Below are 25,952 nucleotides of genomic sequence, written 5' to 3' on the forward strand. Positions count from 1 at the left end.
TTTTACACCTCCTGCAAAGCTTTAGACCAAAACTCAAACATATCTAAAAATAGTTTTATATTTTCAGAGTTTAATTTATTTACAAGTTCTTTATAAATGTCATTTTTTTCATCTAAACCAAAAATGAAAGCTATATCTCTTTGTAAATCTTTGTTTTTATTAAGTTCCAAAATATTAACAATTGATGAAGCGAGTAAAGGATTTATGTCTTTATTGTAATTTTCAATTTTGTCATAAAAGATATTAACTAATTTGTGTAATTTTGCGGTGTTTGTTTTATCTTTAAAAGTATCTCTAAACCTTTTAAACCTATCCCAGTATTCTTCTATTTCGTATGGTCTGTTTGATTTAAGTTGGAAAGCTCTTTTATAATTTTTCTCTTTAAGGTAAAAAATATCGTTTCTCCTTGTATTTGTGTCTAAAAACTCAAAATCAAAAGTGTTAGGTATAATTTCTATATATCTATCATCTACAAAATTCCCCATAACAGAGAGTGTTTTTTTCCAGTTTTCATTAGGTTTTATGTAAAAATCGTAAAAATCAACATTTGTTTTTTGCTTGTTGTCCCAATAGAGGGAGTAATACTTTTGCGTTGAATTACATAACTCTTCTGGTTTTGCATAGTTTAATATTTTTTGATGGTATTTCATGCAAAATTTAGTGCCATTTTGGTATAGTTTGTCTATGTTTTTAACGTCTCTCCTAATTTTTCGTAATGCATTTAAGCCAATGTATAAAGGTTTTTTGTAATCTTGAATAATTATACCTATGTGGATAGGAAGTTTTCCGTAAACGTATTTAAACTCTTTGTTATATTTTTCCATAATTAAGTCTATAAATTTTGGGACATACTCCGTGGGAATGATTACTTGCCATCCAACAGGAGTTGGGTCTGTAATTGAAGCATAGGAGTTATACAGCACAAAATTCTTAATATTACTTTTTTGGAGTGAGCATAAATTACTACCTGTTTCTCTATTTTCTTTTTCTGAGTATTTCTTGAGTTCAATTTTAAAGTCTTCGAAATTATTTTCATCTATATCTTCAAGGTTATTCTCGTTTAATCTTTTTAGTGTATCCTTGTTGGCATACTTTCTTATAAAGTCTTCTATTGAGCTTATGAGATAGATATAAGTTTTATCTTTATTTTCACTGGGCAAAGCCCAAAATAAAAGACCATCTCCTTCTAACTCTTCTCCCGTATCTTTTATTCCTTGAATATAAGGTAATTCAAAAACTATTCTTTTTCGTCTCCAATTTGGAATTCCCAGTAGGTTTTCATCTAAAATTTCTCTTTTTATCTCTTCAAAGAAGTTTTGAGTTGTTTCCCAAATTCTTCTTAATCTTGCAGGAGATGGATTTTTTCTAAGTAAAAATTGAAGTAATAAGGTAGATAAGATATCTAAGGCTGGGTCATTTTCATCGGTAAACTTATCCCATTCTATTTTTTCATCTTGCCAGTTTATTTTTGCATTTAAAGGAGTTTGTTTTATCCAATTCTCCCATTGAGTTCCAATAATAGAGCCGAAGAAGATTTCATTAAAATATTCTTTAACAGAGTTATATTTGCTATAAAAATTCAATAATTCCTCATTTATAGAAAAAGGATAGAGTGAATTTTTTATTAGAGTGTCTATATCAAAATTTTGAATAGGCTTACATTGAGTTAGTATATTTTCGATCTCTTGTTTAAACTCTTTAATCTCTTTCTCAGTAAGAGAGGAAGATGATTTTTCAGTTCTTAAATATTGAATAAGTTTATCAAAATTACTACTATTAGTTGAATTATATTTACTATCTAATTTTGCTTTTAACTCATTCAATTTTTCAACAATTGTTTTATATAGTGAATAAAATCCAGAGTCCTGAAGTTGTTTAACAAATTGAAATAAATCTTGGCTTATCTTTAATTTTTTTAAAAATTCATCTAAATTTTCTAAAATTTTTAAAATATAACCATCTTGATTACTGCTTTGATTTCCATATATTCTATCCCGAATAAATCCTACTACGCTTATAAGAGCTCCGTATTCTGCCCTATTACTTGTATTTCTAATTTCGTTTTGTAATGTATTTAAATTTTCCCGGCAAATGAAATTTCCATTAGAATCTTTCAAACTTATGACAGTATATAAATTTTTAAATTTTTCAATACAGATTTCTTTTTCAATTTTATTTATAATTTCTTGAATTTCAGTATCCACAATACCTTTTAAAATAAGTTTTATAATTTTACCTTTTTCCACAGTAAAATCACCTAATCCCATATTACCTAATAAACTATTTAGCATATTTCCATTTAGCCAATCTTTAAGTTCTAATCTCAAAGATATAAGGGCTATTCTATCGTTTTTGTCTTTTATTTCACTCGTCCAGATAGTTTCTTTACTAATTTCTTCTAACCACTTTTTTACTTGGTAATGATGTATTCTTTCATCACATGTCTTGCAGATAGTTGGGGAGTTATTTTTCTGTTTGTCATATTCGTAAATTAAACGAACTTTACATAAGGGGCAGATTCCAATAGCTGTTGAAGTATTATTTACATTTTGCATTAAAGTTTGAGTTATCTTATTATCAGTTTTTACATACAAAAAGTTTTCCTTAGCTTTTTCAAGTAGATCGCCTAAATTCATTAGACCTCTTGAGGCTTTGGTTAAAATTATAACGGGACAAACTTCGCCTTCTAATTTTTCGTTAAAAATATTTATTATCTCTTCTTCAAGAGGTTTTAAATCATCTACTAAAACAGCTAAATTATTATCTTTATTTTTACCTAAATTTTCTCCTACAATAAAGTATATTCCTGTATCATCTCTATAAACTTCGTTTCCTATAGGATATTCAACCTCTAAAAGTTTCTTTATACTATCATCTATCTCTTTAGTTTGTTGTCTATACCACTCAATGGAAGCAAGTTTAAAGCCTTTTTCTGCTAAACCTAATTTATTATATTGAATTCCTAATATTCTCCATCTTACTTCTTGTCTATCAGGAATATTTGTAAAATCTTGATTAATTAGAATATAATCAGATAGCAAAGCTTTAAACATTGAAGTGGTCATATAGGCTTGATCCCAAAGGCTTACATCATTTATAGGAAATCTATCATCAGATAATAAGCCAGATAATAACTCTTTTAATTCTTTTCTAAGTTCTTCTAAATTTTCAAAAAAGATATGAGAATTACCTAATAGACTTTGTACTTTATTATTTATATTTTGTATTCTTCCATTGATAATATTTTCACTTTCTCTTAGGTAAATTATATCTTCCTTATAACTACCGAAAGCATTCGCTAACCATCTTTTTTCCTCAGGTTTTACCTTTACATCCTCTTTTGGACTTCCTTTATCTATCCCAGAGTTTAAACTTTCTGATATACCATACAAGATTTGTAGTAAAAAATCTAAATCGTTTTTCTTTCTCCAACCTCTCCAATCCTTTAAAAAATTATCCCATAATTCAAAAGACTTAGAATTTACCTCTAATCTAATATCAATTTTACTATTTTTTAGGGCACTTTCCCAACAACTTAAATTATTACATTGGATATTAATTGAAGCTCTATTCTGCTTAGAAGGATTTAATTTCTCCCACAAAGCTAAATATGAAACTATCTCTGCTTTTAAAATTTCATCTTTATTATTTTTTATCCTATTTAAGCCTGACATCTTTCCCACCCTTGAGGAGTATTTAAATCTCCGTTTAAACAAACTTTTTTATTTTCTATTGTAAATCTTCCCCATCCATACTTGGTTTTGGCACCTATCCCCTGCTTAGATAAAATTTCAATAGCCTTACATAAATTGTCTAAGTCTTTTTCGGATTCTTCTTTTAACTCTGTCTCTTCTTTAAGTATGGCATCAAAAGGAATATAAATTAGTTGAAAAATTCCGTATGTACCTTTTGGAGCAACTTCAAAATGTATAGGTACAGTTCCAGCTCTTTTTATTCTATCGTGAGGATTTATTATCTCAATAGAGAGTTTATCAAAGTAAGTGGGGTAAAATATAGCTCTTCCTTTGTGGGTTTGGAATTCAAACGGTAATTTACTATCATTTATTTTTGCAGACAATTTATCTTTAAGTATTTCAATAAGACCTTCCTTATTGTTTTTTGCTTTAATTTCATTTATTAAGGTTCTATCTACCTTTAGTCCAAGATCAAACAATATAAAGTTTAAGAGTTTTTCTTTAGCTTTATTTAAATCTTTTGATTTATCAAATACATAACTCTCAATAGCTTTAATGCTTTCTGAACCTGCTCCAAATATTCTTAAAAAGCTTTCTATTTTTTCTTTGTTATTTTCAAAATCTTCTTTAAATAACTCTCTAAATGCACTTGCTAAAGCTCCCTTCCATCCTGAACCTCTAACCATTGGAGCTTTAAAGTTTGTTTCTTTTAAAATCGGGTTTTGAATAATGTAAAAATCATCGTCATCTTTTGAAAAATATGGAGCTTCTAACTTGAATGTAAACCAAATGGCAAAGGAATATTTAGGAAGTTTTTTAACATAATCTTGAAGATTATTTAACTGAGATTCACTGTAAATTCCTGAAATTTCTTGAATTTTTGAAATATCAATTTTTGGCCTATTATCTTTAATAATATTTTTTAGAATTTTTAAACCTTTATTTTTCTCAAGTCTATTATTATACTTGCAATATGCTATATACTCTGCTAAACTATCAACTTTTACTTTTACAAGGTTTATTTCTAAAATTGCTTCAAATTTAGCCATCTCTTTCACCCATCTTTCTTTCTAAATTTAATAATCCTGCAATAGATATAAATCCACCTGAAAGATGCCCGTTTTCTTCAAAAATATAAGGTAGAATTTTTGAACCTTCACCATTTTCTCCAAAAATTTTGTGTCTTTCTTCTCTATTATCCCTATACTCTCCTCTTTTTATAGATTTTTTCTTGAGTAATTCTTCTATATTTTCTTTAAAGCTGGTTTTATTTGTTAGATATTTGAAAAAATGAATTTTTTTTAAAGTTTGATTTTCAATCATATCATCAAAAGTGTTTACCTCTTGAATAAAGTCATCTAATTTTATATTTTTTATTTTTATTATACTTAAATTAAATTCATCGCATTTCCAGTTATTTTCTATAGTATTATCTTTCTTTACACTTTCTACCTTTAATCTACCATAGCCTATATTCCATCTACCACCCCAAAAGCCATATTGTTCCATGAAGGTCAGGAGTGGACAGAAAATAGGCTCTATAATTTCTTCTTCTACTTTGAAGGAAACCGCAAATTTTCCATAGTAAAATACTGACCAATTTTTATTTGATTTTTTGGACAATCATCATTTTCCTTTAACTTTTTGCTATGTTTTTCAAAACAAATTTTGCTCGGGAGATTTAACTTATTTCCAAAGCAATAGTCTTCTAAATATTTAACATCCCCTATCTCAATTAAACTTCTCCATCCGGTTGTTCCAAAAATAATAGATGGTAAAGGTATTTCCTGTTTTTTTAGACATTCAATTTTAGATTTAAAATCGCTTCCATTTTCAAGGATACATTTCTCAAAATTTTCTCTATTAACTTCTTTTTCAAATCTTTTACTGTTTCCATCAAAATCTTCTTCTCTACAAACACCACTAAAATAGCAGATTACCTCAAACCAAAATCTTAAGCTTCCTATTAAAGAAGAAGGTCTTATTTCTCTGTTTTTTCGCCATGCATCTCCAGTCCATAAAGGAGTTATGGTTCTAAAAGTTATTTCAATTTCTTTTTTAGCCATTTTTTAATACCTCTATCATTCCAAAGCCTTGTGAATTTTTCGCACCTAATCCAGCATCAAAAACAACTTTAAAAAGTTCTGGATTGGTTTTTATTTTGAATACTCCTTCGTATGCTTCTATTGGAAAATTTTTGTATTTTATCAATACTTTTTTTGTTGTTATAGGCTCTATATCAAAAGGAAAATCATTAATTTCTTTATTTGTTATTAGCTGGTATTTTTTTCTTAGATTTTCTTTTAAAAGTTGTTTAAATTCTTGTTCAGATGGAGAATAGTATCTGTAGTATTTTTTACCATTTTCAAATGTTTTATAGACTGTTATTGGAGATAGGGTTTTTATTTTAAATTCTTCTTTTAAATCAGGATTTGGAAGAACTTCTATACTTTCAAGATAAAGTGTATTTTTACCTAATATAACTTCTTCGTTTTTTAAAAATGTTTCTCCCCAGCTCTTTGTAAAATCACCTATAGCAGAAGATATATATAAAGAAATTGGAATTTTATATTCTATGTGTTTTGTTTGACTTTTCTCTTTTGCAATATTGTAATGTTGAGATTGTATTTTGGAAAATGTAAAAAGTTTAAACTGTCTTTTATGATAAAAGAAGCCTACATCATGTAGAAATTTGGCTACTTCTTTGGGAAGACTATTGTAAAGCATACTTTGAATAATGTGATTATGATGTATTGGAAGGATTACATAATCTTTATCTGTAGTTAACTTTATCTTAATCCTCACCCTTTTATCCTAATTTTTTGTTTTAGATATTTTACCAATTTGGGAATAGTATTTCAATTCCTCATAGGCACTCTAAAAACATTCCAGAAAAGAAGCTTGTTTCATTTGTTGAATTCCGTTTCAATTCCTCATAGGCACTCTAAAAACACATTATTCGCATAAAGACATTATTCGAATATTCGCAGTTTCAATTCCTCATAGGCACTCTAAAAACTTATGAGAAAATAAAAGCTTTGGAAAGATGAAGAATAGTTTCAATTCCTCATAGGCACTCTAAAAACGTTTTTCGTTAGTATGTATATATTAATTATAATTATGTTTCAATTCCTCATAGGCACTCTAAAAACAAGTCATCTCCTACTAAGTAAAGAGTATTATCGTTTCAATTCCTCATAGGCACTCTAAAAACTGTTATAATAGATTATAACATTGCTTGACAAAAAGTCGTTTCAATTCCTCATAGGCACTCTAAAAACTATGTTTGTGTATTTATATTTTTTTTAATTATAATTACGTTTCAATTCCTCATAGGCACTCTAAAAACCCTTCTTTTAGCCTATTCTATTGTCAAGGTTCAAATCCTTTATTATCAACTGTTAGGTATTATAATACACTTTTCCAAAAAATGCAACTGAAATAGCAATTTTCCTGTCGACCTTTGATCCTGCAAAAATCACTGGAGATCGACAGTGATTATTTTTCAATCACTTAGTTTAATTAATCTCAATTAAACCATTCTAATTGAGACTCAAAAACTGCCATTTTCGATAGGACGACGACAACAATTCGGATTAAAAGAAAATGTCTTCAGATGAAGGTTTTTTGATACCAAACTCTTCTCTTTCGTAATATTTTTTAGTTCTAAACTTGTAGACTAAGACAGAGTCTTCATCGTTGTTTATTATAGTCCTTAACTCGTCTATAAGCATTCTATAATTTGCCTCTGTTATCTCTCCCTCAAAAACACTATTTTGAACATGGGTTAAATATTTTTTACAAATTTTATGAAACTTACTAACTCTTTTTTCATTTGCATCATAAACTAATATGATAAACATTATTACCACTCTGCTATAAAAGGTTTGTATATCTCTTCATCTAAAAAATGTTTGTAAAGTTTATAACATTCAATTCTTATTAATTTTCTGTAAGATACATTTCCAAGATTCTTGTATTTTATTGTTGTAAATAACTTTTCCTCAAAAGCCTTTATAAAAATTTGTCTTCCTTTTTCATTTAAATAAGAAAATTCAATGTCTTCATCAAAATGTTCTATTTTTATCTGCCCTTTGTTGATTAAGCTAAATATTACTCTATCAACTATCAAAGGTTTAAAAATTTCAGCAATGTCAAGATTTAGACTAAAACTTCTTTGATTTGTTTCGTGAAGATAACCAATTCTTGGGTCTAAATGTGTTCTATATATCTGACTGAGAACGGTTGTATACATTAAAGAGTTTCCCAAAACTTATTAGAGCATTTAATGGATTTTCTGGTGGTCTTTTTGTCCTTTTATCAAAATAAAAATTTTCTTGATTTAATATTAAGTTAAACGACTCGTAATAAGATTTTCTTATCTCTCCTTCTAATGCCATCAATGAAGGGATATCCTGTTGAATATCAATTTCATTTTTCTTTTCTTCTATAAACTTTACATAATCTTTTACATCATCTTTTGATTTTTGATAGTACTTTAAATTTTTTAGTATATTCTCTACTGCACCCTTTACAAAACTTTTAGCTAAATATAGTCTTTCATCTTCTTTCAAATAAAACTGAGCCTGTTTAAGTGTTATTAAACCAGAATTTAAATACTCTCTTGGATAATAAGTCCCTACATAGTACCCATAATAGTTATAAAAGAAAAGTGGTATATTATTTTTTGTAAAAAATTCTAAAACTCTTTTATTTAAATCAACTTCCCCAAATATATGTATTTCTGAGACTGTATTGATTGGAATAATCCTTTTATCATTGTATTTTTTCAGGTTTAGGAGGTTTTGGAAGTTTTAAAATTTCTGTTATATTTACGATTGCTCTTTTTATCTCTTCTTCTATTTCTTTTGTTAAGATTATTTTTACTCTCTTTTTCTCTTCTGGAATTAAAAGTTCACCTTCAATTTCTATACCTTTTTCTTCTTTTAGGTAAAACAAATAAAATGCAACCTGCATTTTTGCACTTTGTAAAAATTTTGAGGACTTTTTGATTTCTCCAATAACTTTTTTATTTGAAAGTATATCTATCTTTATTGTATTATCTATTAAAATTTCTTTTTTTCACGTTTATAGAACGATTCGTGAAAATGTTTTCCTAAAATTAAAAAATCATTTTCTTGATCTGCCTCTATTGAATGACCTATAAGCCAAACTTCCCTATGACAAATGTAGTAATACCATATTAGTGTTCCATTTATGTTAATTACCTCAGTACTCAAGGAATATATCTCCTTTTACTTTATATCCAGTCTCTTCATCGTAAAAACCTTCAAGCTCTGACTTATGGACAACATAAAAATTTCCGTCCTTATTAGGCTCATTATTTTTTATAGGGACTGATACTACATACTCGTAAAAATCCTTTTTTATACTATTAAAAGCTTTTTTCCTTTCAAATAAATTTTCAATAGTCAATACCTTTTTAAATTCATTCCAAACTTCTACAGCTCTATCGTCAAGTTGAATAAACACGTCTTGTTTATATTTGCCTTCTTCTATTAAAAGGAAATCTTCTATAGAGTTTTCACCTGAAAATACCAGCCCAGTTGCAGACTTTAATATATCTCTATCCTGATACTTTCTTTCGTTTAAAAGCCTGTAATACCGTTTTACTAACTCTTGTATCTCTATCTCGTCGTATAAATCTTTAGTTAAAACATCTTTCGTGGCTTCAAGTAAGACAGTGTCATAGACATAGGAAGAGTATTTCCTGTTTTTGTCATCTATCAGGTTTATCACATACACTAATCCCTTTTCTCTTAATCCTTCTCTATTACATCTACCTGCAGACTGGATTATACTGTCAAGGGGAGAAAAATCTCTATACACAACATCAAAATCTATATCTACTCCTGCCTCTACTAACTGTGTAGAAACAGCTATTGGTTTTAGTTTATCCTTTAAAGCCTGTATTCTTTTTAATCTCTCTTTTGGAATTATATGAGTAGATAGATAGATTACTTGGTCCGGATATTTTTGTTTTAAAAAGTTATAGACTTCTTTAGCCGATGAAACTGTGTTTAGGATAAACAGATAACTTTTATCGTGTTGAAGCTGTAAATTACTGCAAAATTCTGAAACTGTTTTTTGAGATAAGTCTATGTTTATTTGGTATCTGTTTAACTTGTTAAAATACTCTCCTGAGCTTAAGTTTTTACCATTGATAAAGATGTCTGGTAGAGTTGCAGTGGTGTATATCACATAGAGATTAAATCTCTCTGCAAGAAAATAGAGAACTTCCCTAATTAATAACCAATATTTTGTTGGAATACTTTGGACTTCATCTAATATTACCACAGAGTTAGTAAGTCTGTGGAACTTCCTAACCATTCCTTTTTTATTTCCTATAATGGAGTAGAAAAACTGCATAAAGGTTGTAATTATAATCTTACTGTTAAAACCTTCTGTAAGTATTCTGGAAGTGTCGTAGTCTAAAATCTCTTCTTCGTCTTTGTAGTTAAATCCTGTTAGGTGGTGGTATTTAAGTAGTAAACTGTTATCTACATTGATGTTGCTATGTTTTAGTAGGTTTTCTATTACTTTGTGGTTTTGTTCTATTACTGACAAAAACGGTAAAACGTAGATAATTCTTAAATCTTTACCAGTTTCTTGTTTAAATTTATCTGCTATTTTCAGTGCATACTTAAAAGAAAGTAGAGTTTTACCTATTCCTGTAGGTAAGTTAAGAGTGTAAATTTTATGTTTTAAGTCTACTTCCTGATTTTTTATCTCAGTATAGGCTTGTTGTCTTAAGTTGTATAAGATGTTATCTTGTTTTGGTAGATTTTCTACGTAGTTAGCTACTAAATCTGGCTTTAAATCAAACTTTTTAAATAAAACATCTTTGTCCGTTTTTATTCCTACATCAGACTTGTCTGCATCTAATAAAAGAGAGTAAAAAAGTAAAGCTTTTACGTAGTAATCTAACTTGTCTGTTTTCCTTATCTCTTTTCTAACAAATCTTTTCAAGTCAGACACTAAATTTTTTATCTTCTCTAAATCAATCTCGTCAAAGTCAAAATCAAAAATATCCTTATTCTCAATCTTTAGATTTTCCAGAAAAACCTTAAACTTTTCCTTGTCTATTGTTTCTATTTGCTGTTTTAATAAGTCAATATCATCATCATCTAAAACCAAATCATCCATAAAATCTTGTAAATCACTGTGATGTCTTTTTGGAACTACAAAAGAAATAACAAGTAAAAAGTTATCGTCAATTTGCTCAGTTTTTAAGTATCTATCTGTAAGGTATAAACTAACTACAGCTCCTAAAAGGGAGTGGTTTTTTAGTTTTTTATCTACTTTTTCTCCTTGAATGTATCTTTGAAAGTAATCTGTAGTTTTACCTAAATCGTGAGAGAATAGAATAATAGAGAAAACGTCTTTTAAAACTTTATCTTGATAGATATCTTGGAAAAATTTCAAGCCTATTTCTAAAACGTTTGATAGATGCTCTTCTATATACCTGTCAGGATGGGAAAGTAAACCAGAAAACATTTTAAATCTCACGTAAGAAATGATATAACCTTATCTTCTACTTTAAACACGTTTTTAAAACTGCCTTCTATTGGTTTTCCTTGTAGTTCCATAACGATGTCTTTGTAGCTTTTGACTACTCTATTTTCATCTATATCCACAGGCATTTTTTCTTTAAAGTATCTTTTCCCCTCAACCATCTCTATGTTTTCAATATTTTCACTTGATATTACAGTGTTAACATAATTGGAAGCATCTAAAGGTTCTACTTGGTATTGACCTATATACTTAAAGTTTGCAATGAGATTTGCAAGTCCTAATGATACAGTGTAATAGGTCTTTCTCTCTTTTATTCTATCCTTTAACTCCCTAAAGAGATTTTCTTCATTTAGGTTGATATACAGCCTGTAATGTGCATCTTTTAAAAATTCTGTTCTAATTGGAGTTCTGTTTTTTATTCTTGAAAAACTTACTTTAGTATCTATGTAGTTTATCGTAAACCTAATTTTCTTTACAGGTTTTACAATCTCTATAGCAACCTTTGTAGTTTCTGCGTTTATGATTTTTAGGTAATCTTTCTTATCAATTCCAAGTATAGCTCCTATTATGCCAAAAACAGCAGTAGGGGGAGGAATGGAAAACGTTAAAGGAGATGTGGTGGTGTAAAACTTCCTAAAATGTCCAAAATCTCCCCATACGTCAAAAACTAAAACTTCCATTTTAAATTCCTTTAATCTCTTGAAATTCAACTAAATCAGACTTTAAATCTCTACTAAGCCTTAAATTCCTGTCCACTTTATAGTTTACTTTTTCAATCTTGTCTTTTTCTTCTTCTATAACTTCTATAAGTCTGTCTATGTTTAGGATAAAGTCATCGGTTGACCTAATGTGTTCTTCGGGTATGTTAGTTTCTATTTTTACGTATCTGTGAAGTTCTCCTATATGGAAGTATGTATTAGGCTTGTAAACTATCTCTATAAGCAATCTTGGAATATGTTCCATTTTTGACCTTGTTATTAAATTCTTTGTTCCATACCATAACACTTCTCTTAAATGCTCTAAATCTTTTTCGGTTGTTTTTGTGTGTTTAGATGCATTTTCGTTAAATACGCCGTGAAATGCAATAAGAGAATAAGGAAGTATCCACTCTTCTCTGAAAGTCTTTGTAGTCTTTTCTTTTTTAGATGCAAAAGCTCCTGTTCCTTTTATATACTCAAGCTTTACTTTATGTAAAGACTGTCCCATGTTAAACTGGACTGGTCCTGTAAATTTTATAGAACCACTTTTTGTATCTTCGGTGGTTTCCTCTTCTTTAGTCTCTTCTTTCTTTCCTTTTTTATTGTTGTTTTTCTTCTCTAACGGAATAACACCACCAAAAAGCCTTATATCAATACAACTATTTATTATGTTCTCTGGATTATTTCCAAACATACTTGCCCTTTTCTTTCCATCTATTACGTATTCTCCTTCTTTTATCTCTCTTACAAAAATTTCCATTCCTTTAAAGTCGTATAGGTAATCTCTAACAGTCCTTTTTAATCTTACATCGGTTATTATATTTCTTCCTGTTTCTTCATCTATTCTGGGTTTGTTTTCATCGTTTGGGTCGCCGTTTGGATTTCCAAAACTTACATCGTATAAAAATAGATACTCTCTACGGTTCAACATCACTACTTTCCTCCTTTATTTCAAAATTTTTTTCTTTCTTAATTATATTTGCAACTTCTTCGCTTAACGCCATTCCAGAAACAAAGTAGAAATTTATCTCATTTATTGATAAGCCAAATTTTTCCTGAGATAAAAGGTTCTTAGATATCTCTTGTGCAAGTTCTTGTTTTCCTTTGTCATATCTTTCGTATTCCATAAGTTTGTTTACTACTTTTGGAAGTAACCCTTTAATATCTTCTTCATTCATTTTTAAACCTTTTAGATTTTTAAAAAATGGAGTAGTTTTTCTTTCACTCCATTGAATATCTAAAAGCATCTGTGTTAAAGCACCAAGTAAGAAAATTCCTCTTTTTGCCGGAGTGTTTAATGACTTTCCTACTTTTTCATAAATTTCGTCAAATTTTGTTTTCTCCATCTTTCCCTCCTTGCTTTCTAATAAACCAAGTTCTTCAAAAAATCTGACATTCATAAGGGCGTATATCACTGTATTAGTAATACTATTTCCACTTAAAAATTCATCTCTTATTTTTTTGGTAAAAATCTGAAGGAGGGTTTGAAAATCAAGCTTTCCACCTCTAAAAATCTTATCAATAACTTCAAAAAAGATTTTGTCATAATTACCTAAAAACTGAGTTAGAAAACCAAAATTGTAATTTTCTATGTTAAATATTTTTTCTACTTCCTTTTTTACTTTAAAAATCTTAGATATTCTTGAAGGTAAAACATCTTCTATCAGCAGTAAAATCCTCTCTGCACTGTTTTCTTTTTTGAGAAAGAGAAAGTAAAAACACAATCCATCCTTATGGTCTTTAAGTAGGTTTATAATGTAGTTTTCATCTTCCGTTGGATTTTTGTCTTTTAAACTAACTCTTTTTTTTGCTTCAGATAGTATGTCTAAATACTCATTCATAACTTCTTTTGTGTTTAAAATAACATTTGGTATTATGTAGTAGGTTTTTCCATAAAAATTAAACTCTAAGTGTTCTTCTATATATTTTCTACCGTAATCAACCTTCAGATAACAGGATTCACACACGGGAAAGTTTTTCCAAGCGTTAGATTTGTTAAACCCTCCAGCTATGTATCCAGGTTTATCCAAGGTATAGAATTTATAAATTTCGGAGGTAGTAAATACTTCATCTTTTACCTCACCACACAAACTGCAACAAGCATTCTTAGATTTTGTATCTTTTAATCTCTTATAAAAATCCTTTATAAAAATCTCTTTAAAGTTAGGATTATCTATTTCGTAGAGATACTTTCCATCTATCTTTACTGTAAGAACTATACCTTCATCTTTGCTACTTTTTCTTTTTTCCACTTCGTTTAAAATATCATTTTTATTTTTAATCAGTTCTTCATACATCTTTTTTAGTATCTGATTTTCATTTCTGTGCTCTTCAAACCATTTGATTATTTTATTTTCTATAGTTTTTTTCGGCTCTGTGACTCTGGCAGTTGGCGTAAAATCTGGTCCATTAGAAGATTTTCTTCTATATAAGTAAACTCTCCAGTTATCTTTTTTAAAATCTTCTGTTGTAATGTTTGAAAAGGTAAAGTCTTTGTTAAAATTTAGTACTATAACTTTATTGTAGTTTCCTGAATTGGGATTTTCCAATAAGATATCTATCTCACTTTTATTTTCTTGTTGTAGTACAAATTCCCCTAAGTTTCTTACTGCTTCTATCATTTTTATTTTTCCCCACTAAAATCTATCGATTATTATAATACATTAAAACTGACAAATCTAACTTTTCTGACAAAGAGGTTTATTATATTTTTTTCACTATGCTAAAATATAAATCTCAAACTGAGTTGAAAGAGGTGTACTGTCTTGAGTGAAAGGATGGAAAAAATCAGAAACTTTTCTATAATAGCCCATGTTGACCATGGAAAATCTACGTTAGCAGACAGACTTATAGAGTTTACAGGTGGAGTTGATAAAAGAGAGATGAAAGACCAACTTTTAGACACACTTGATATAGAAAGGGAAAGAGGTATTACTATAAAACTTCAAGCAGTAAGACTTAAATACAAAGATTATACTCTACACCTTATAGACACACCCGGACACGTTGATTTTGGTTATGAAGTGTCTCGTTCGTTGGCTGCCTGTGAAGGAGCTCTCCTATTAATAGATGCAACTCAAGGAATAGAAGCCCAAACTATCGCAACCTTTTGGCAGGCTTTAAACTTAAACCTTGAGATTATCCCTGTTATAAATAAAATAGACTTACCTTCTGCAGATGTAGACAGAATAAAAAAACAGATAGAAGAAGTTTTAGGACTTGACCCAGAAGGTGCTATACTTGCATCAGGAAAAGCTGGTATAGGTATAGAAGATATATTAGAAGCAATCGTAAAAAGGATTCCTCCACCAAAAGGAGATGAAAACAAGCCACTTAAAGCTTTAATATTTGACTCCTACTATGACCCTTACAGAGGAGCTGTTGCTTTTATCAGGGTTATTGATGGTCAGATAAAACCGGGAATGAGAATAAGACTTATGTCCACGGGAAAAGAGTTTGAAGTTACGGAAGTAGGAGCCCAAACTCCCAAAATGACAAAGTTAGACTCACTTCAAGCCGGAGATGTAGGATATGTAGCAGCTGCAATAAAAGACGTTAGGGATATTAGAGTTGGAGATACAATTACAGACGCAAAAAGACCTACAGATGCACCAGTTGAAGGATTTAGACCTGCAAAGCCAATGGTTTATGCCGGACTATACCCAACAGGTTCAACAACCTTTGAAGATATGAGAGATGCATTAGAGAGATACTCTATAAACGATGCAGCGTTGACTTACGAAGTAGAATCTTCTCCAGCACTAGGAATGGGATTTAGATGTGGATTTTTAGGATTACTTCACCTTGAGATAGTTCAAGAAAGGTTAGAGAGAGAGTATAACATAGAGCTTATTACAACAGCTCCAAACGTAATATACAAAGTTATCACAACTAAAGGTGAAGAGATAGAAGTAAGAAACCCATCTCAGCTTCCACCACCTACCTATATAGATAAAATTTTAGAGCCTTATATAGAAGCAAGTATTATTACTCCTTCAGAATACGTAGGGTCAATAATGCAACTTGTTCAAGAAAAAAGAGGTATCCAAAAAAGTTTTGAGTATATAGACCAAAAAACAGTTCTACTACGGTATGAGATACCTCTTGGAGAGGTTCTTTTTGACTTTCACGATAAGTTAAAAACTGCAACAAAAGGATACGCATCCTTTGATTATGAGTTTATAGGATACAGGGAAGGAGACCTTGTTAAAATGGATATCCTTATAAACGATGAGCCTGTTGACGCCTTATCCTTTATAGTTCATAGGGATAAAGCCTACAGAGTAGGTAGAAACCTTGTTGACAAGATGAAAGAAGTTATACCAAGACAACTTTTTGAAGTAAAAATACAGGCTGCAATAGGTTCAAAAGTTATAGCATCTGCAAGGATAGCACCTCTTAGAAGGGACGTTTTGGCAAAGTGTTACGGTGGAGACATTACAAGAAAGAAAAAACTCCTTGAAAAACAAAAAGAAGGTAAAAAAAGAATGAAACAGTTTGGCAAAGTAGAACTTCCTCAAGAAGCATTTTTAAGCATACTAAAGGCAGACTAATGATAGATGAAGTAAAACTAATCAACCTTTTAAAAAGTAAAAAAATGTCTGGAGAAGAGATAGCTAAACAGTTTGGCACTTCAAGGGTAGCAGTCTGGAAAAAAATAAACAAACTAAAATCGTTAGGTTATGAGATACTTACAGATAAAGATGGTTATCAGATAATCAAATCTCCAGATAAGCCTTTACCAGCAGAAATTTTACCAGACTTAAACACTAAGTTTTTAGGGAAAAATTATATTTATTTTGAGGAAGTAAACTCAACTAATCTATATGCTAAATCAAAAGATTTTCCTGATGGAACTGTTATATTTGCAGAATATCAAACTCAAGGGAAAGGAAGAAAGGGAAGAAGTTGGATAAGCTCGAAATATAAAGGTTTGTACTTTTCAATAGTTTTGAAGCCAGATATTGAAGTTGTTAATCTATCAAAGTTTTCTTTGTTGTTTCCTTACAGTGTTTTTAAAACTTTAAAATCTTTTACAACTACCGATTTAAAAATAAAATGGCCTAACGACCTGTACTTAAACAGTAAAAAGTTAGCAGGTTTTTTAATGGAAAGTTCCATAGAAAACAATATTATTACAAAACTGATAGTAGGGATAGGAATAAATGTTAATCAAGATATACAAGACTTTCCTGACGATATAAACCAAGTAGCTACATCTTTAAAGTTAGAAGAAGGCAAAGAGTTTTCAAGAAAAGAGATATTTCTAAAGATACTTTCAAATATAGAAAAAGACTACCTTAACTTTTTAAAAGACAAATACTTAGACATTAAAAATATAGAAAAAAACCTTTTATGGCTTGGTGAAAATGTGTCTATCTATGAAGATGGTGAGGTTATTGCATCTGGTATTTTGAAAGGTTTAAATGGTGATGGTTCTTTAATTCTTTCTCATAATGGCACTGAGGAGATTATTTACGTAGGGGATTTAAGTTTAAGGGGATAGAGAGCGAGAGACGGGACTCGAACCCGCGACCTATTCCTTGGCAAGGAATCGCTCTACCAACTGAGCTACTCTCGCATATTCGAGATATATATTATATATAAATTAGTGAAAAAAATCAAGAGGTGTATAAGCTGCAATACATCGTGAACATCTTCTTACAAGGCCAAATGAAACTTTAATTTTTGGTTAACTTCTTCAATTTCATTCTGGCTTAATATAGTTAAAGGTTTTTCTCCTATAAATCTACTAATATCAACAGTACATAATTCATTTATACAGATTTCACTGTCCTTTTCTAATCTATCTCTTCTTTTAATCAGAACTCTTAAATCACCACCTGTTAAATTTGTAGTTAATGGAATTACAGTAACACCTTTGAAAACTATTTTATCTAAAATGTTATTAATTAAGTTTGTTTGAATTACTAACGCAGGTCGAATTTTTCCAAATTCGCTATGATACTTTTTCCCAAAATTAATTAACCAAATTTCTCCCCTTTTTATCTTTATCAACTTTATAAGTCCTCTGCAATATTGTCTGTAGTTTCTTTAAAGATTTTGTAATTTTTTTCACTCATTAAAGTTTTGTAGTTTCTTTTTAAAAACTCTTCTGCTTCCAGTTCTTCTTTAACTTTTAAGTACATTTCATATGGAATAACTACACTTTTAATCTTTTTTTCTTTTGAATCAAGAATATACGTAATTTCTTTTGGATTAGATATATTTGAAGGTTTTTTTACAGCTTCCTTGATAGTAAGGGTTTTCATAGCCTTCCTCTACGCAATTTATTTACGTATTTAATATACGTAAATTTTTAAAAAAGTCAAATGTATAAGCTGTAATACAATATCTGACGGTCTTTTGTATCCTAAAGAATGATGTGTGTTTACTGTGTATTGAAATTTATACAGAGTCATTGATTGTTTTTTGAAAAACTTCAGCCGTGGAAATAATGTTAATATTCTCTTTTAAGTTTAATTTAGAAAAATCTTTATCAAAAGTTATTAAATTATCTATCTTATGTTCTATACAACTTGCTAGAATTAAAGCATCTTTAGGTAATAATCCATATTTTTCGCAAACATTAAACAAAACTTTGTAAGTGTTTTCTGTTTGTGTAGGAATTTTGAAAAAAGAGTTTAAAACAGAATTCATTAAAGGAATTACTATTATGTTGCTATCTACCATAAATTTTTTCATAAGGTTCTCTAATAATCTCTTCAGCGGATTTATCAGTGTTTAGTATTCCTTTTAGCTTTTCAAGGGCAATTTCAGCTTTTCTCTTTTCTTCAAAATCTTTTAATATCTTTTCTATTTGGTCGGTAGTTAAAGATGTTTTTATTTGAAGTTCTCTTTCATCAACAGTTTCTATTATAACTTTTCCCATGATAAAAATTCTCCAATTATTTTTCTGATGCTTTTATTGATTTTAATGTTTCATGCGGGTGGTGGGAGTTGAACCCACACGGTGTTGCCACCACGGGATCCTAAGTCCCGCGCGTCTGCCAATTCCGCCACACCCGCGAACAGAGATATATATTATACCAGAATTTTAATCAAACAAGGCATATACAAACATTTTAGCATCAAAAGGTTGTAAATCCTCTAAACCTTCTCCAACACCTATAAACTTAACAGGTATCTTTAAATCTCTACATATAGGTATTATGGCACCACCTTTTGCAGTTCCATCAAGTTTAGTTATTACTATACCACTTACGTCTGTAGCTTCTTTAAAAACTTTTGCTTGGTTTATAGAGTTTTGTCCTAATGTTCCATCTAACACTAAAAGTGTTTCTACAGGCTGATTTGGAGAAAACTTTTGAATAGTTCTTTTAATCTTTTGGAGTTCTTTCATAAGATGTTCTTTTGTGTGTAATCTTCCGGCTGTATCTACTATTACTATGTCATCTCCTTTACTTTTTGCACTGTTTATGGCGTCAAAAACTACTGCAGAAGGGTCAGCTCCCGGTTGATGTTTTACAATTCTTACTCCAACCCTGTTTGCCCATACTTCAAGCTGGTCTATAGCTGCTGCTCTAAAAGTATCAGCTGCGGCTAAAACTACAGATTTTCCTTCGTTTTTTAACATCCAAGCAAGTTTCCCAACAGTGGTAGTTTTGCCACTTCCATTTACACCTAAAAAAAGTATCACATCCGGTTTTTCTCCTAAAAGTTTAAGAGAGCTTTGACAGTCTTTCAATATATCGTAAAGTTTTTCTTTTAGAAGTTCCTTTAACTGTTCTCCTTCTGTTATACCCCTTTTTTTACTTTCTTTTCTTAAAAAATCAATAATTTCAGTAGTAGCACTTACTCCTACATCAGCTTTTAAAAGGACTGTCTCAATCTCTTCAAAAAGAGATTCATCAATTTTTCTTCCAAAGGATATCTTATTAAACCCTTCTATAAGCTGTTTTTTTGTTTTTTCTAATCCTGTCTTTATCTTTTCAAAAAAAGATTTAAACATTAACTACCTCTTTTAACTTTGGCTCTTTTCTTCTTCTTCTGTGTAGTAAGCAGCTACAGATGGTTTTAAGACTTTTATACTACATGTTTCACACACTTTTAAAGTTATAGTTTTTTCATCTATCTGTTTAACTTCCCCTATAATACCACCAGTTGTTATAACTTTTTCTCCCTTCTTTAGATTTTTTAAGAACTCTTCGTGTTTTTTTCTCTGTTGCTGTTGTGGCCTATAAAGTAAAAAGTAGAATATACCAATAAGTAAAACCATCCATACTATTGCACTTATTAAACCACCCATTGGATCTCCTTGCATATAATACCTCCTTTATATAAAGTTTTTAAACTCTTGAAGTAGCTGTGGAACTTTTTCTAAGTTTGTTCCTCCACCTTGGGCAAAGTCTGGCTTTCCACCACCGCTTCCTTCTACGATAGGTGCCAGTTTTTTCAGTATCTCAGACGCTTTATACCTGTCTGTAAGGTCTTTTGATACTAAAGCAACAATGTTAACTTTTGATTTTTCTTTATCTTTTGATACTAAAAGTACTACAGCTTTTCCTAACTTTTGCTTTATGTTATCTGCTATCTCTCTTAACTCGTTTGGAGATACGTTTTCAATCTCTCCGTAGGCTACTTTGTAGTCTTCTTTTTCTATGATGTTTAAGGTTTGGTTTAACTTATCTAAAGCTGCTTTTTTCTTAAGGTTTTCTAACTCTCTTTCTTTTTCTTTAAGCTGGTTTTGAAGTTTTACTACTCTGTCTATTAACTCATCTTCTTTTACCGTAAGGAGTCTTGAGAGGTCTTTTAGTAGGAAATGTTCTTTTAGTCCTTGTTCTACTGCCCTTATCCCTGCTACAGCTTCTATTCTTCTTGTTCCTGAAGATACTGCATACTCTGAAAGTATTTTAAAGTATCCAATGTCTCCTGTTCTTTTTACGTGGGTCCCTCCACACAGCTCCTTTGATACTCCTGCAGATATTACTCTTACAACATCTCCGTACTTTTCTTCAAATATTGCAATTGCACCACTATTTAAAGCCTCTTCATAACTCATCTCTTGGCAGACTACTTCTTCATTCTTCATGATTTCTCTATTAACAAACTCTTCTATCATCTTTATTTCTTCATCTGAAAGGCTTTCAAAGTGGGTAAAGTCAAACCTTAAGTACTCGTCTGATACTAAAGAACCAGCTTGTTTTACATGGTCTCCTAAAATATTTCTAAGAGCTGAATGAAGAAGGTGTGTAGCTGTATGATGTCTCATTATGTTTTCTCTTCTTTCTTTGTCAACTTTTGCCCTTACAAACTCCCCTTCTTTTACTGTCCCAAATAGGATTTTAACTTTGTGGAGGATTAACCCTTCTGTTGGTGTTTGAGTGTCTATCACTTCTGCTAAGAAGTTTTCTCCTTCTATTACCCCTCTGTCTCCAACCTGACCACCTTTTTCAGGGTAAAATGGTGTTATATCAAGTATTATCTCTACTTCTTCTCCTTCTTTTGCTTGGCTAACTGTTTGGTCTTCTTTAACTATTGCTAAAACTTTTGAACTTTCTGAAATTAAAGTGTTATAACCGATAAACTCGTTTTCTGGAAGTCTACTTTTTAGCTGTAAGTATATAGGTTTTACCTGTTTTGCCGTTGTTTTGAATGCTTTTCTTGACCTTTCTTTTTGCTCTAATATTAACTCTTCAAACTCTTTTATATTAAAGGTCATACTTTCATCTCTTAGGATATCTTGAAGAAGGTCTATTGGAAATCCATAAGTATCGTAAAGTTTAAAAACTTCTTCTCCTGTTAAGAATTTTCTTCCTTCTTTTTTTGCTGTTTCTATCATTTGGTAGAGAATATCCATTGACCTTCTAAGTGTTTTTATAAATTTTTCTTCCTCTGACTTTGTTATTTTCTTTATGTAATTTCTGTTTGGTACAAGCTCCGGATAAGCGTTTTTCATTTTATCTATTACAACGTCAACACCCTCATAAAGGAAAGGTCTGTCTATTCCTAAGTTTCTACCATACCTTAATGCTCTTCTAAGGATTCTTCTGAGTACATATCCCCTTCCTTCGTTTGATGGTAAAACTCCATCTGATATTAAAAAGGTTATAGCTCTTAAGTGGTCTGCTATAACCCTCATTGCAACGTCATCTTTTTCGTTTTTACCGTAGGTTTTTCCTGCAATCTCCTCTGCAAACCTTATTATAGGTTTAAAGAGGTCTGTATCGTAGTTGCTGTCGACTTGTTGTATAACAGATGCTATTCTCTCTAACCCCATTCCTGTGTCTATACTTGGATTTGGAAGAGGAGTTAAATTGCCACTTTCATCTCTGTTATACTGCATAAAAACAAGGTTCCATATCTCTAAGTACCTAAAATCTTCATCAGACCCAAACTCAGGATTGCCAAACTTTTCTCCCCTGTCGTAGTAAATCTCAGAAGAAGGACCACATGGACCTGTATCTCCCATAGACCAGAAGTTATCTTTATACCCCATCCTTTTTATTTTTTCTTCTGGCAGACCTATAACTTTATTCCAAATCTCAAAAGCTTCATCATCTTCTTCAAATACTGATACTAACAACTTCTCTTGTGGAATTTTTAAGTAGTTTGTTAAGTAATCCCAAGTAAACTCTATTGCTTCCTTTTTAAAGTAATCTCCAAATGAGAAGTTTCCAAGCATCTCAAAAAATGTGTGGTGTCTTGGTGTATATCCTACATTTTCAAGGTCGTTGTGTTTTCCTGATACTCTAAAGACTTTTTGACAAGATGCAGCTCTTTTATAAGGTCTTTCTTCCAATCCTAAAAAAACATTTTTAAAAGGAACCATTCCGGCATTAACAAATAAAAGTGTAGGGTCGTTCTCTGGAATGATAGAAGCTGATTTTACGATAGTATGCCCTTTACTTTCAAAGTATTTTAAAAAACTCTCTCTTATCTCATCTGCTGCCATAAACTCCATTAATAAACCTCTAATTTTCTCATTTTAAACATTTTACCATAAAAGCTTTTGTTATAATATATCCCTATGATAACTATAAAACCATCTGATAAAACTGCATTAATATACGCAGGAGAAAAGATATCTTACCATCAACTTTTACATCATATAGACGTATTCTCTTCCCTTCTGGAAGTATCTAAAGAAGATAAAGTAGCTATCTTTTCTGAAAACCGTCCAGAGTGGATTTATACATTTTTTGCCGTTTGGAAAAAGGCAGCTGTTAACGTTCCAATAGACTTTATGTCAAACCAAGAAGAACTTCTTTACATACTCCAAGACTGTAAACCAAAGGTTATATTTACCTCTAAAAACAACAAAGAAAAAGTTATTTCTATAAAAGAAAAGTTAGACTATGATATACAGGTTTTTGTTTTTGAAGAGTTAGATTTTAAATCTAAAGGAGAGTCAAAAGAAGTAGAAAAAGATTTAGAAGATGTTGCAGTTATTCTTTACACTTCCGGGACAACGGGAAACCCAAAAGGTGTTATGCTTACATACAAAAATATACTCTCAAACGTTAGGGCTGTAGAGAAGGTAGGTATAGCATCGGAAAAAGACTCAACCCTTGCACTACTTCCTTTTCATCACTCTTACCCTTTGGTTGTGTCTATGATTATTCCTTTAAACTTACAAGCTACGATAGTATTCTTAGACAAACTTACTCCTGAAGATATTTTAGAAAAGTTAAAAACTTACAAAGTATCTATCTTAATAGCAGTTCCAAGGGTTTATAGTCTTTTTCACAGAAGAATCTTTCAAGAGATAAATAAAAGTAGCCTTACAAAGACAGTTTTTAAAGTAGTGAAAACAATCAATTACCAACCTTTAAGTAGATTAATCTTTAAAAAAGTTCATCAAGTTTTTGGTGGTAATATAAAGTACTTTGTAAGTGGTGGGTCAAAGCTTGACTTAGAGGTAGCAAAAGACCTTTGGGCTTTGGGATTTAAAGTAGTTGAAGGGTATGGACTTACAGAAACATCTCCGATAGTATCTTTTAATCCTCCGGATAAAATAAAGTTAGGTTCAGTCGGAAAACCTATAGAAGGTGTAGAAGTAAAGATATTAGATGGTGAAATACTTGTAAAAGGGGATAATGTCTTTAAAGGCTATTACAACAAACCATTAGAAACCCAAAGCAGCTTTAAAGACGGCTACTTTATGACAGGAGATTTAGGCTATTTAGACGATGAAGGTTATCTATATATCACAGGAAGAAAAAAAGAGATAATAGTCCTGCCAAACGGTAAAAACATCAATCCAGAAGAGATAGAAAACCACATTTTAAAAATGTCAGACATTGTAAAAGAAGTTGCTGTAATTGAAAAAGATAACTCACTTTTTGCAATAATCTATCCAGACTTTGAAGCTGTAAAGAAAAAAGGTATTGTAAACCTTGAAGAAACAATAAAGTGGAACGTTATAGACAAGTACAACCTAACTCAACCACCTTACAAAAGGATAGGCGGATTTAAAATAGTAAATCAGGAGCTACCTAAAACAAGACTTGGTAAGATAAGAAGGTTTATGTTAAAAGACTTTTTAGAAAAATCACAAGAAAAACCAAGGCAGATAAAAGAGCCAGACAGTCAGGTATATCAAATACTTAAAGATTATTTAAAATCTTACACCAACTTACCTGTTTACCCAGATTCCCATATAGAGATAGACCTTGCCTTAGATTCTCTTGGAAAAGTAGAACTCCTTACCTTTATAGAAACAACTTTTGGAGTATCTATCACAGAAAAAGATTTAGCACAAAATCCAACGGTTGAAAGTTTGTATAAACTGATAGAAGAGATAAAAACAAAAATAGAGACACAAACAGTAAATTTGAAAGAAATACTTAATCAAGAATCTACAGCTGAGATAAAAGAAGGATTTATCATATACTTAAAACCTATACTAAAAACATTTTTTAAAATCTACAACAACTTACAGGTAGAAGGTTTAGAGAACATAAAAGAAAAACCTGTTATATTTGCACCAAACCATCAAAGCTACCTTGATGGCTTTTTATTAATAGCATCTCTACCAAATGATATTTTAAAAGATACCTACTTTTTAGCAGAAGAGACTTACTTTAACTCAGCGTTTAGAAGGTTTATAGCTAAAAACTTTAATGTAATTCCAGTCAACATAAACAAAAACCTGAAAGATTCTCTTATAAAATCTGCAGCTGTTATAAAAAGTGGAAAAAACTTGGTTATATTCCCAGAAGGTGCAAGGACGAGAGACGGTAGTCTACTACCGTTTAAAAAAGGCTTTGCAATACTTTCTAAAGAGTTAAACATTCCAGTTATTCCAACTGTTATAAGCGGAGCTTTTGAAAGCTACCCGATAAACGCAAAAATCCCAAAACCCTATCCGATAAAAGTCAAATTTTTAGAAGCTGTTTATCCTGATAATCTCTCTTACGATGAGATAACAGATTTGGTAAAAAACAAAATACAACACACCATTAACTTTTAATTTTTCCTTTTCAAAAGATTAACTACTTGTTTATTTTATATTTACAAAAAGAGTATATATTATAATCAAGATTGAAATGAGGCAGGAAAGATGAAAAAGTTAATTACAGCAGTATTATTAGCAGCAAGTTTTATGGCAGGAGCAAATTATACGGCAAATGCCTATGATTACCATCAAAAGCAAGAGAGATATATTGAAAAATTACAAAAAGAGCTAAATTTAACACAAGACCAAGTAGAAAAAATAAAACAGATAAAGCAAGCCCAAAGAGAAGAGATGAAAGAGTTTATGAAACAGCATAAAAACCCTGTTTTAGAAGCTACTAAGAATGGTAATTTTGATAAAGAAGCGTTTAAAAACACAGTTGTAGAAAATGCTAAAAATATGGCAGAAATAAGAGCTAAATACTTAGAAAAGATGTTTTCAGTCTTAAATGAAGACCAGAAGAAAAAATTTATAGAAATTATGAAAGAAAAGGTAGATAGAATGCATGAGAAGATGCATAAAGAGTTTTAAAATTTTAATTGCGAGCCCTCCTCATGGCTTAACCTCCTCCCCTCCATTAACTGGGAAGACCGTCAAAGGTCT

Annotated in this window: 23 protein-coding genes, 2 tRNA genes, 1 pseudogene and 1 CRISPR repeat array; of the genes and pseudogenes, 4 read left to right on the forward strand and 22 right to left on the reverse strand. The window is 30.4% G+C overall.

From position 1 onward, the window contains the following. Positions 1–2: 2 nt before the first annotated feature. The 13 genes and pseudogenes from SULAZ_RS04185 to SULAZ_RS04240 all read right to left on the reverse strand — a co-directional run bounded on the left by SULAZ_RS04185 (position 3) and on the right by SULAZ_RS04240 (position 14,550). A complete protein-coding gene (locus tag SULAZ_RS04185; protein WP_012674005.1) occupies positions 3–3,674 on the reverse strand; it encodes a CRISPR-associated protein Csx11 in 3,672 nt (1,223 codons plus the stop codon). After that, on the reverse strand, positions 3,662–4,744 hold the full coding sequence (locus SULAZ_RS04190) for an RAMP superfamily CRISPR-associated protein (protein ID WP_012675090.1): 1,083 nt from the start codon (positions 4,742–4,744) through the stop codon (positions 3,662–3,664). The genes SULAZ_RS04185 and SULAZ_RS04190 overlap by 13 nt, the downstream gene beginning before the upstream one ends. Then, positions 4,737–5,318: a hypothetical protein gene (locus SULAZ_RS09055; protein WP_228357473.1), complete on the reverse strand. Its 582-nt coding sequence runs from the start codon at positions 5,316–5,318 to the stop codon at positions 4,737–4,739. The genes SULAZ_RS04190 and SULAZ_RS09055 overlap by 8 nt, the downstream gene beginning before the upstream one ends. Next, positions 5,249–5,761, reverse strand: a complete 513-nt coding sequence (gene cmr1, locus SULAZ_RS09060) for a type III-B CRISPR module RAMP protein Cmr1 (protein ID WP_012674380.1) — start codon at positions 5,759–5,761, stop codon at positions 5,249–5,251. The genes SULAZ_RS09055 and cmr1 overlap by 70 nt, the downstream gene beginning before the upstream one ends. Beyond that, positions 5,754–6,500, reverse strand: coding sequence for a CRISPR-associated endoribonuclease Cas6 (gene cas6 / locus SULAZ_RS04205; protein WP_012673859.1), 747 nt, complete (start codon positions 6,498–6,500; stop codon positions 5,754–5,756). The genes cmr1 and cas6 overlap by 8 nt, the downstream gene beginning before the upstream one ends. Positions 6,501–6,550: 50 nt before the next feature. Then, a CRISPR array of direct repeats spans positions 6,551–7,044; the repeat unit is 30 nt; unit sequence GTTTCAATTCCTCATAGGCACTCTAAAAAC. A gap of 247 nt (positions 7,045–7,291) precedes the next feature. After that, positions 7,292–7,558 (reverse strand): CRISPR-associated endonuclease Cas2, encoded by a 267-nt coding sequence (cas2, locus tag SULAZ_RS04210; RefSeq protein ID WP_012674618.1) that lies wholly within the window; start codon positions 7,556–7,558, stop codon positions 7,292–7,294. A 2-nt stretch (positions 7,559–7,560) separates the two neighbouring features. Next, a complete protein-coding gene (gene cas1 / locus SULAZ_RS09360) occupies positions 7,561–7,950 on the reverse strand; it encodes a CRISPR-associated endonuclease Cas1 (protein WP_266105192.1) in 390 nt (129 codons plus the stop codon). Beyond that, positions 7,919–8,488, reverse strand: coding sequence for a CRISPR-associated endonuclease Cas1 (cas1, locus tag SULAZ_RS09365; RefSeq protein ID WP_323145363.1), 570 nt, complete (start codon positions 8,486–8,488; stop codon positions 7,919–7,921). The genes cas1 (SULAZ_RS09360) and cas1 (SULAZ_RS09365) overlap by 32 nt, the downstream gene beginning before the upstream one ends. After that, positions 8,472–8,935: pseudogene (locus SULAZ_RS09320) on the reverse strand (Dna2/Cas4 domain-containing protein). Before SULAZ_RS09320 ends, cas1 (SULAZ_RS09365) begins: the two are co-directional and overlap by 17 nt. Then, positions 8,925–11,225 carry a CRISPR-associated helicase Cas3' gene (gene cas3 / locus SULAZ_RS04225; protein ID WP_228357475.1) on the reverse strand — a complete coding sequence of 767 codons (2,301 nt, stop codon included), beginning with the start codon at positions 11,223–11,225 and terminating at the stop codon, positions 8,925–8,927. Before cas3 ends, SULAZ_RS09320 begins: the two are co-directional and overlap by 11 nt. Beyond that, positions 11,222–11,911: a type I-B CRISPR-associated protein Cas5b gene (gene cas5b / locus SULAZ_RS04230; protein ID WP_012674044.1), complete on the reverse strand. Its 690-nt coding sequence runs from the start codon at positions 11,909–11,911 to the stop codon at positions 11,222–11,224. The genes cas3 and cas5b overlap by 4 nt, the downstream gene beginning before the upstream one ends. Before the next feature lies 1 nt (position 11,912). Then, positions 11,913–12,860: a type I-B CRISPR-associated protein Cas7/Csh2 gene (cas7b, locus tag SULAZ_RS04235; protein WP_012674792.1), complete on the reverse strand. Its 948-nt coding sequence runs from the start codon at positions 12,858–12,860 to the stop codon at positions 11,913–11,915. Beyond that, complete coding sequence (locus SULAZ_RS04240; protein ID WP_012674258.1) at positions 12,847–14,550, reverse strand: TIGR02556 family CRISPR-associated protein; 1,704 nt, start codon at positions 14,548–14,550, stop codon at positions 12,847–12,849. The genes cas7b and SULAZ_RS04240 overlap by 14 nt, the downstream gene beginning before the upstream one ends. Before the next feature lie 156 nt (positions 14,551–14,706). Here SULAZ_RS04240 and lepA point away from each other — a divergent pair, with 156 nt between their 5' ends. Together lepA and SULAZ_RS04250 are read left to right on the forward strand one after the other, a co-directional pair. Then, positions 14,707–16,482, forward strand: a complete 1,776-nt coding sequence (gene lepA / locus SULAZ_RS04245; RefSeq protein ID WP_187145717.1) for a translation elongation factor 4 — start codon at positions 14,707–14,709, stop codon at positions 16,480–16,482. Next, on the forward strand, positions 16,482–17,435 hold the full coding sequence (locus tag SULAZ_RS04250; protein WP_012673562.1) for a biotin--[acetyl-CoA-carboxylase] ligase: 954 nt from the start codon (positions 16,482–16,484) through the stop codon (positions 17,433–17,435). The genes lepA and SULAZ_RS04250 overlap by 1 nt, the downstream gene beginning before the upstream one ends. A gap of 2 nt (positions 17,436–17,437) precedes the next feature. Here the strand turns inward: SULAZ_RS04250 and SULAZ_RS04255 are convergent. The 9 genes from SULAZ_RS04255 to alaS form a co-directional block, all read right to left on the reverse strand. Continuing rightward, positions 17,438–17,510 (reverse strand) — tRNA-Gly (locus SULAZ_RS04255). An 80-nt stretch (positions 17,511–17,590) separates the two neighbouring features. Continuing rightward, positions 17,591–17,947, reverse strand: coding sequence for a type II toxin-antitoxin system PemK/MazF family toxin (locus tag SULAZ_RS04260; RefSeq protein ID WP_228357478.1), 357 nt, complete (start codon positions 17,945–17,947; stop codon positions 17,591–17,593). A 2-nt stretch (positions 17,948–17,949) separates the two neighbouring features. Further along, positions 17,950–18,201 (reverse strand): hypothetical protein, encoded by a 252-nt coding sequence (locus SULAZ_RS04265; protein ID WP_012674368.1) that lies wholly within the window; start codon positions 18,199–18,201, stop codon positions 17,950–17,952. Positions 18,202–18,337: 136 nt separating this feature from the next. After that, positions 18,338–18,622: a PIN domain-containing protein gene (locus tag SULAZ_RS08700; protein WP_012673769.1), complete on the reverse strand. Its 285-nt coding sequence runs from the start codon at positions 18,620–18,622 to the stop codon at positions 18,338–18,340. Then, a complete protein-coding gene (locus SULAZ_RS04275; RefSeq protein ID WP_012674623.1) occupies positions 18,612–18,821 on the reverse strand; it encodes a hypothetical protein in 210 nt (69 codons plus the stop codon). Before SULAZ_RS04275 ends, SULAZ_RS08700 begins: the two co-directional genes overlap by 11 nt. Positions 18,822–18,874: 53 nt before the next feature. Then, positions 18,875–18,958 (reverse strand) — tRNA-Leu (locus SULAZ_RS04280). 28 nt (positions 18,959–18,986) lie between these two features. Continuing rightward, positions 18,987–19,901, reverse strand: a complete 915-nt coding sequence (gene ftsY, locus SULAZ_RS04285; RefSeq protein ID WP_012674464.1) for a signal recognition particle-docking protein FtsY — start codon at positions 19,899–19,901, stop codon at positions 18,987–18,989. A gap of 12 nt (positions 19,902–19,913) precedes the next feature. Next, positions 19,914–20,213 (reverse strand): preprotein translocase subunit YajC, encoded by a 300-nt coding sequence (gene yajC / locus SULAZ_RS08905; RefSeq protein ID WP_012673495.1) that lies wholly within the window; start codon positions 20,211–20,213, stop codon positions 19,914–19,916. Between the two features lie 12 nt (positions 20,214–20,225). Continuing rightward, positions 20,226–22,853, reverse strand: coding sequence for an alanine--tRNA ligase (alaS, locus tag SULAZ_RS04295; RefSeq protein WP_012674665.1), 2,628 nt, complete (start codon positions 22,851–22,853; stop codon positions 20,226–20,228). Positions 22,854–22,919: 66 nt separating this feature from the next. Between alaS and SULAZ_RS04300 the strand changes: the two genes are divergently transcribed. Further along, on the forward strand, positions 22,920–25,364 hold the full coding sequence (locus SULAZ_RS04300; RefSeq protein WP_012673712.1) for an AMP-binding protein: 2,445 nt from the start codon (positions 22,920–22,922) through the stop codon (positions 25,362–25,364). Between the two features lie 90 nt (positions 25,365–25,454). Continuing rightward, positions 25,455–25,880, forward strand: coding sequence for a Spy/CpxP family protein refolding chaperone (locus tag SULAZ_RS04305; RefSeq protein ID WP_012674015.1), 426 nt, complete (start codon positions 25,455–25,457; stop codon positions 25,878–25,880). Positions 25,881–25,952 lie beyond the last annotated feature (72 nt).

The sequence above is a fragment of the Sulfurihydrogenibium azorense Az-Fu1 genome (genome assembly GCF_000021545.1).
In the GTDB taxonomy this organism is placed as follows: domain Bacteria; phylum Aquificota; class Aquificia; order Aquificales; family Hydrogenothermaceae; genus Sulfurihydrogenibium; species Sulfurihydrogenibium azorense.

What these genes read in the sequence shown, in the direction of transcription:
- SULAZ_RS08700 (WP_012673769.1), bottom strand. Translation starts at nt 18,622, where the DNA reads ATGGTAGATAGCAACATAATAGTAATTCCTTTAATGAATTCTGTTTTA.
- SULAZ_RS04250 (WP_012673562.1), top strand. Translation starts at nt 16,482, where the DNA reads ATGATAGATGAAGTAAAACTAATCAACCTTTTAAAAAGTAAAAAAATG.
- SULAZ_RS04185 (WP_012674005.1), bottom strand. Translation starts at nt 3,674, where the DNA reads ATGTCAGGCTTAAATAGGATAAAAAATAATAAAGATGAAATTTTAAAA.
- cas2 (WP_012674618.1), bottom strand. Translation starts at nt 7,558, where the DNA reads ATGTTTATCATATTAGTTTATGATGCAAATGAAAAAAGAGTTAGTAAG.
- SULAZ_RS04265 (WP_012674368.1), bottom strand. Translation starts at nt 18,201, where the DNA reads ATGAAAACCCTTACTATCAAGGAAGCTGTAAAAAAACCTTCAAATATA.
- alaS (WP_012674665.1), bottom strand. Translation starts at nt 22,853, where the DNA reads ATGGAGTTTATGGCAGCAGATGAGATAAGAGAGAGTTTTTTAAAATAC.
- cas1 (WP_266105192.1), bottom strand. Translation starts at nt 7,950, where the DNA reads ATGTATACAACCGTTCTCAGTCAGATATATAGAACACATTTAGACCCA.
- SULAZ_RS04275 (WP_012674623.1), bottom strand. Translation starts at nt 18,821, where the DNA reads ATGGGAAAAGTTATAATAGAAACTGTTGATGAAAGAGAACTTCAAATA.
- ftsY (WP_012674464.1), bottom strand. Translation starts at nt 19,901, where the DNA reads ATGTTTAAATCTTTTTTTGAAAAGATAAAGACAGGATTAGAAAAAACA.
- cmr1 (WP_012674380.1), bottom strand. Translation starts at nt 5,761, where the DNA reads ATGGCTAAAAAAGAAATTGAAATAACTTTTAGAACCATAACTCCTTTA.
- SULAZ_RS04300 (WP_012673712.1), top strand. Translation starts at nt 22,920, where the DNA reads ATGATAACTATAAAACCATCTGATAAAACTGCATTAATATACGCAGGA.
- SULAZ_RS04240 (WP_012674258.1), bottom strand. Translation starts at nt 14,550, where the DNA reads ATGATAGAAGCAGTAAGAAACTTAGGGGAATTTGTACTACAACAAGAA.
- lepA (WP_187145717.1), top strand. Translation starts at nt 14,707, where the DNA reads ATGGAAAAAATCAGAAACTTTTCTATAATAGCCCATGTTGACCATGGA.
- yajC (WP_012673495.1), bottom strand. Translation starts at nt 20,213, where the DNA reads ATGCAAGGAGATCCAATGGGTGGTTTAATAAGTGCAATAGTATGGATG.
- SULAZ_RS04305 (WP_012674015.1), top strand. Translation starts at nt 25,455, where the DNA reads ATGAAAAAGTTAATTACAGCAGTATTATTAGCAGCAAGTTTTATGGCA.
- cas5b (WP_012674044.1), bottom strand. Translation starts at nt 11,911, where the DNA reads ATGGAAGTTTTAGTTTTTGACGTATGGGGAGATTTTGGACATTTTAGG.
- SULAZ_RS04190 (WP_012675090.1), bottom strand. Translation starts at nt 4,744, where the DNA reads ATGGCTAAATTTGAAGCAATTTTAGAAATAAACCTTGTAAAAGTAAAA.
- cas7b (WP_012674792.1), bottom strand. Translation starts at nt 12,860, where the DNA reads ATGTTGAACCGTAGAGAGTATCTATTTTTATACGATGTAAGTTTTGGA.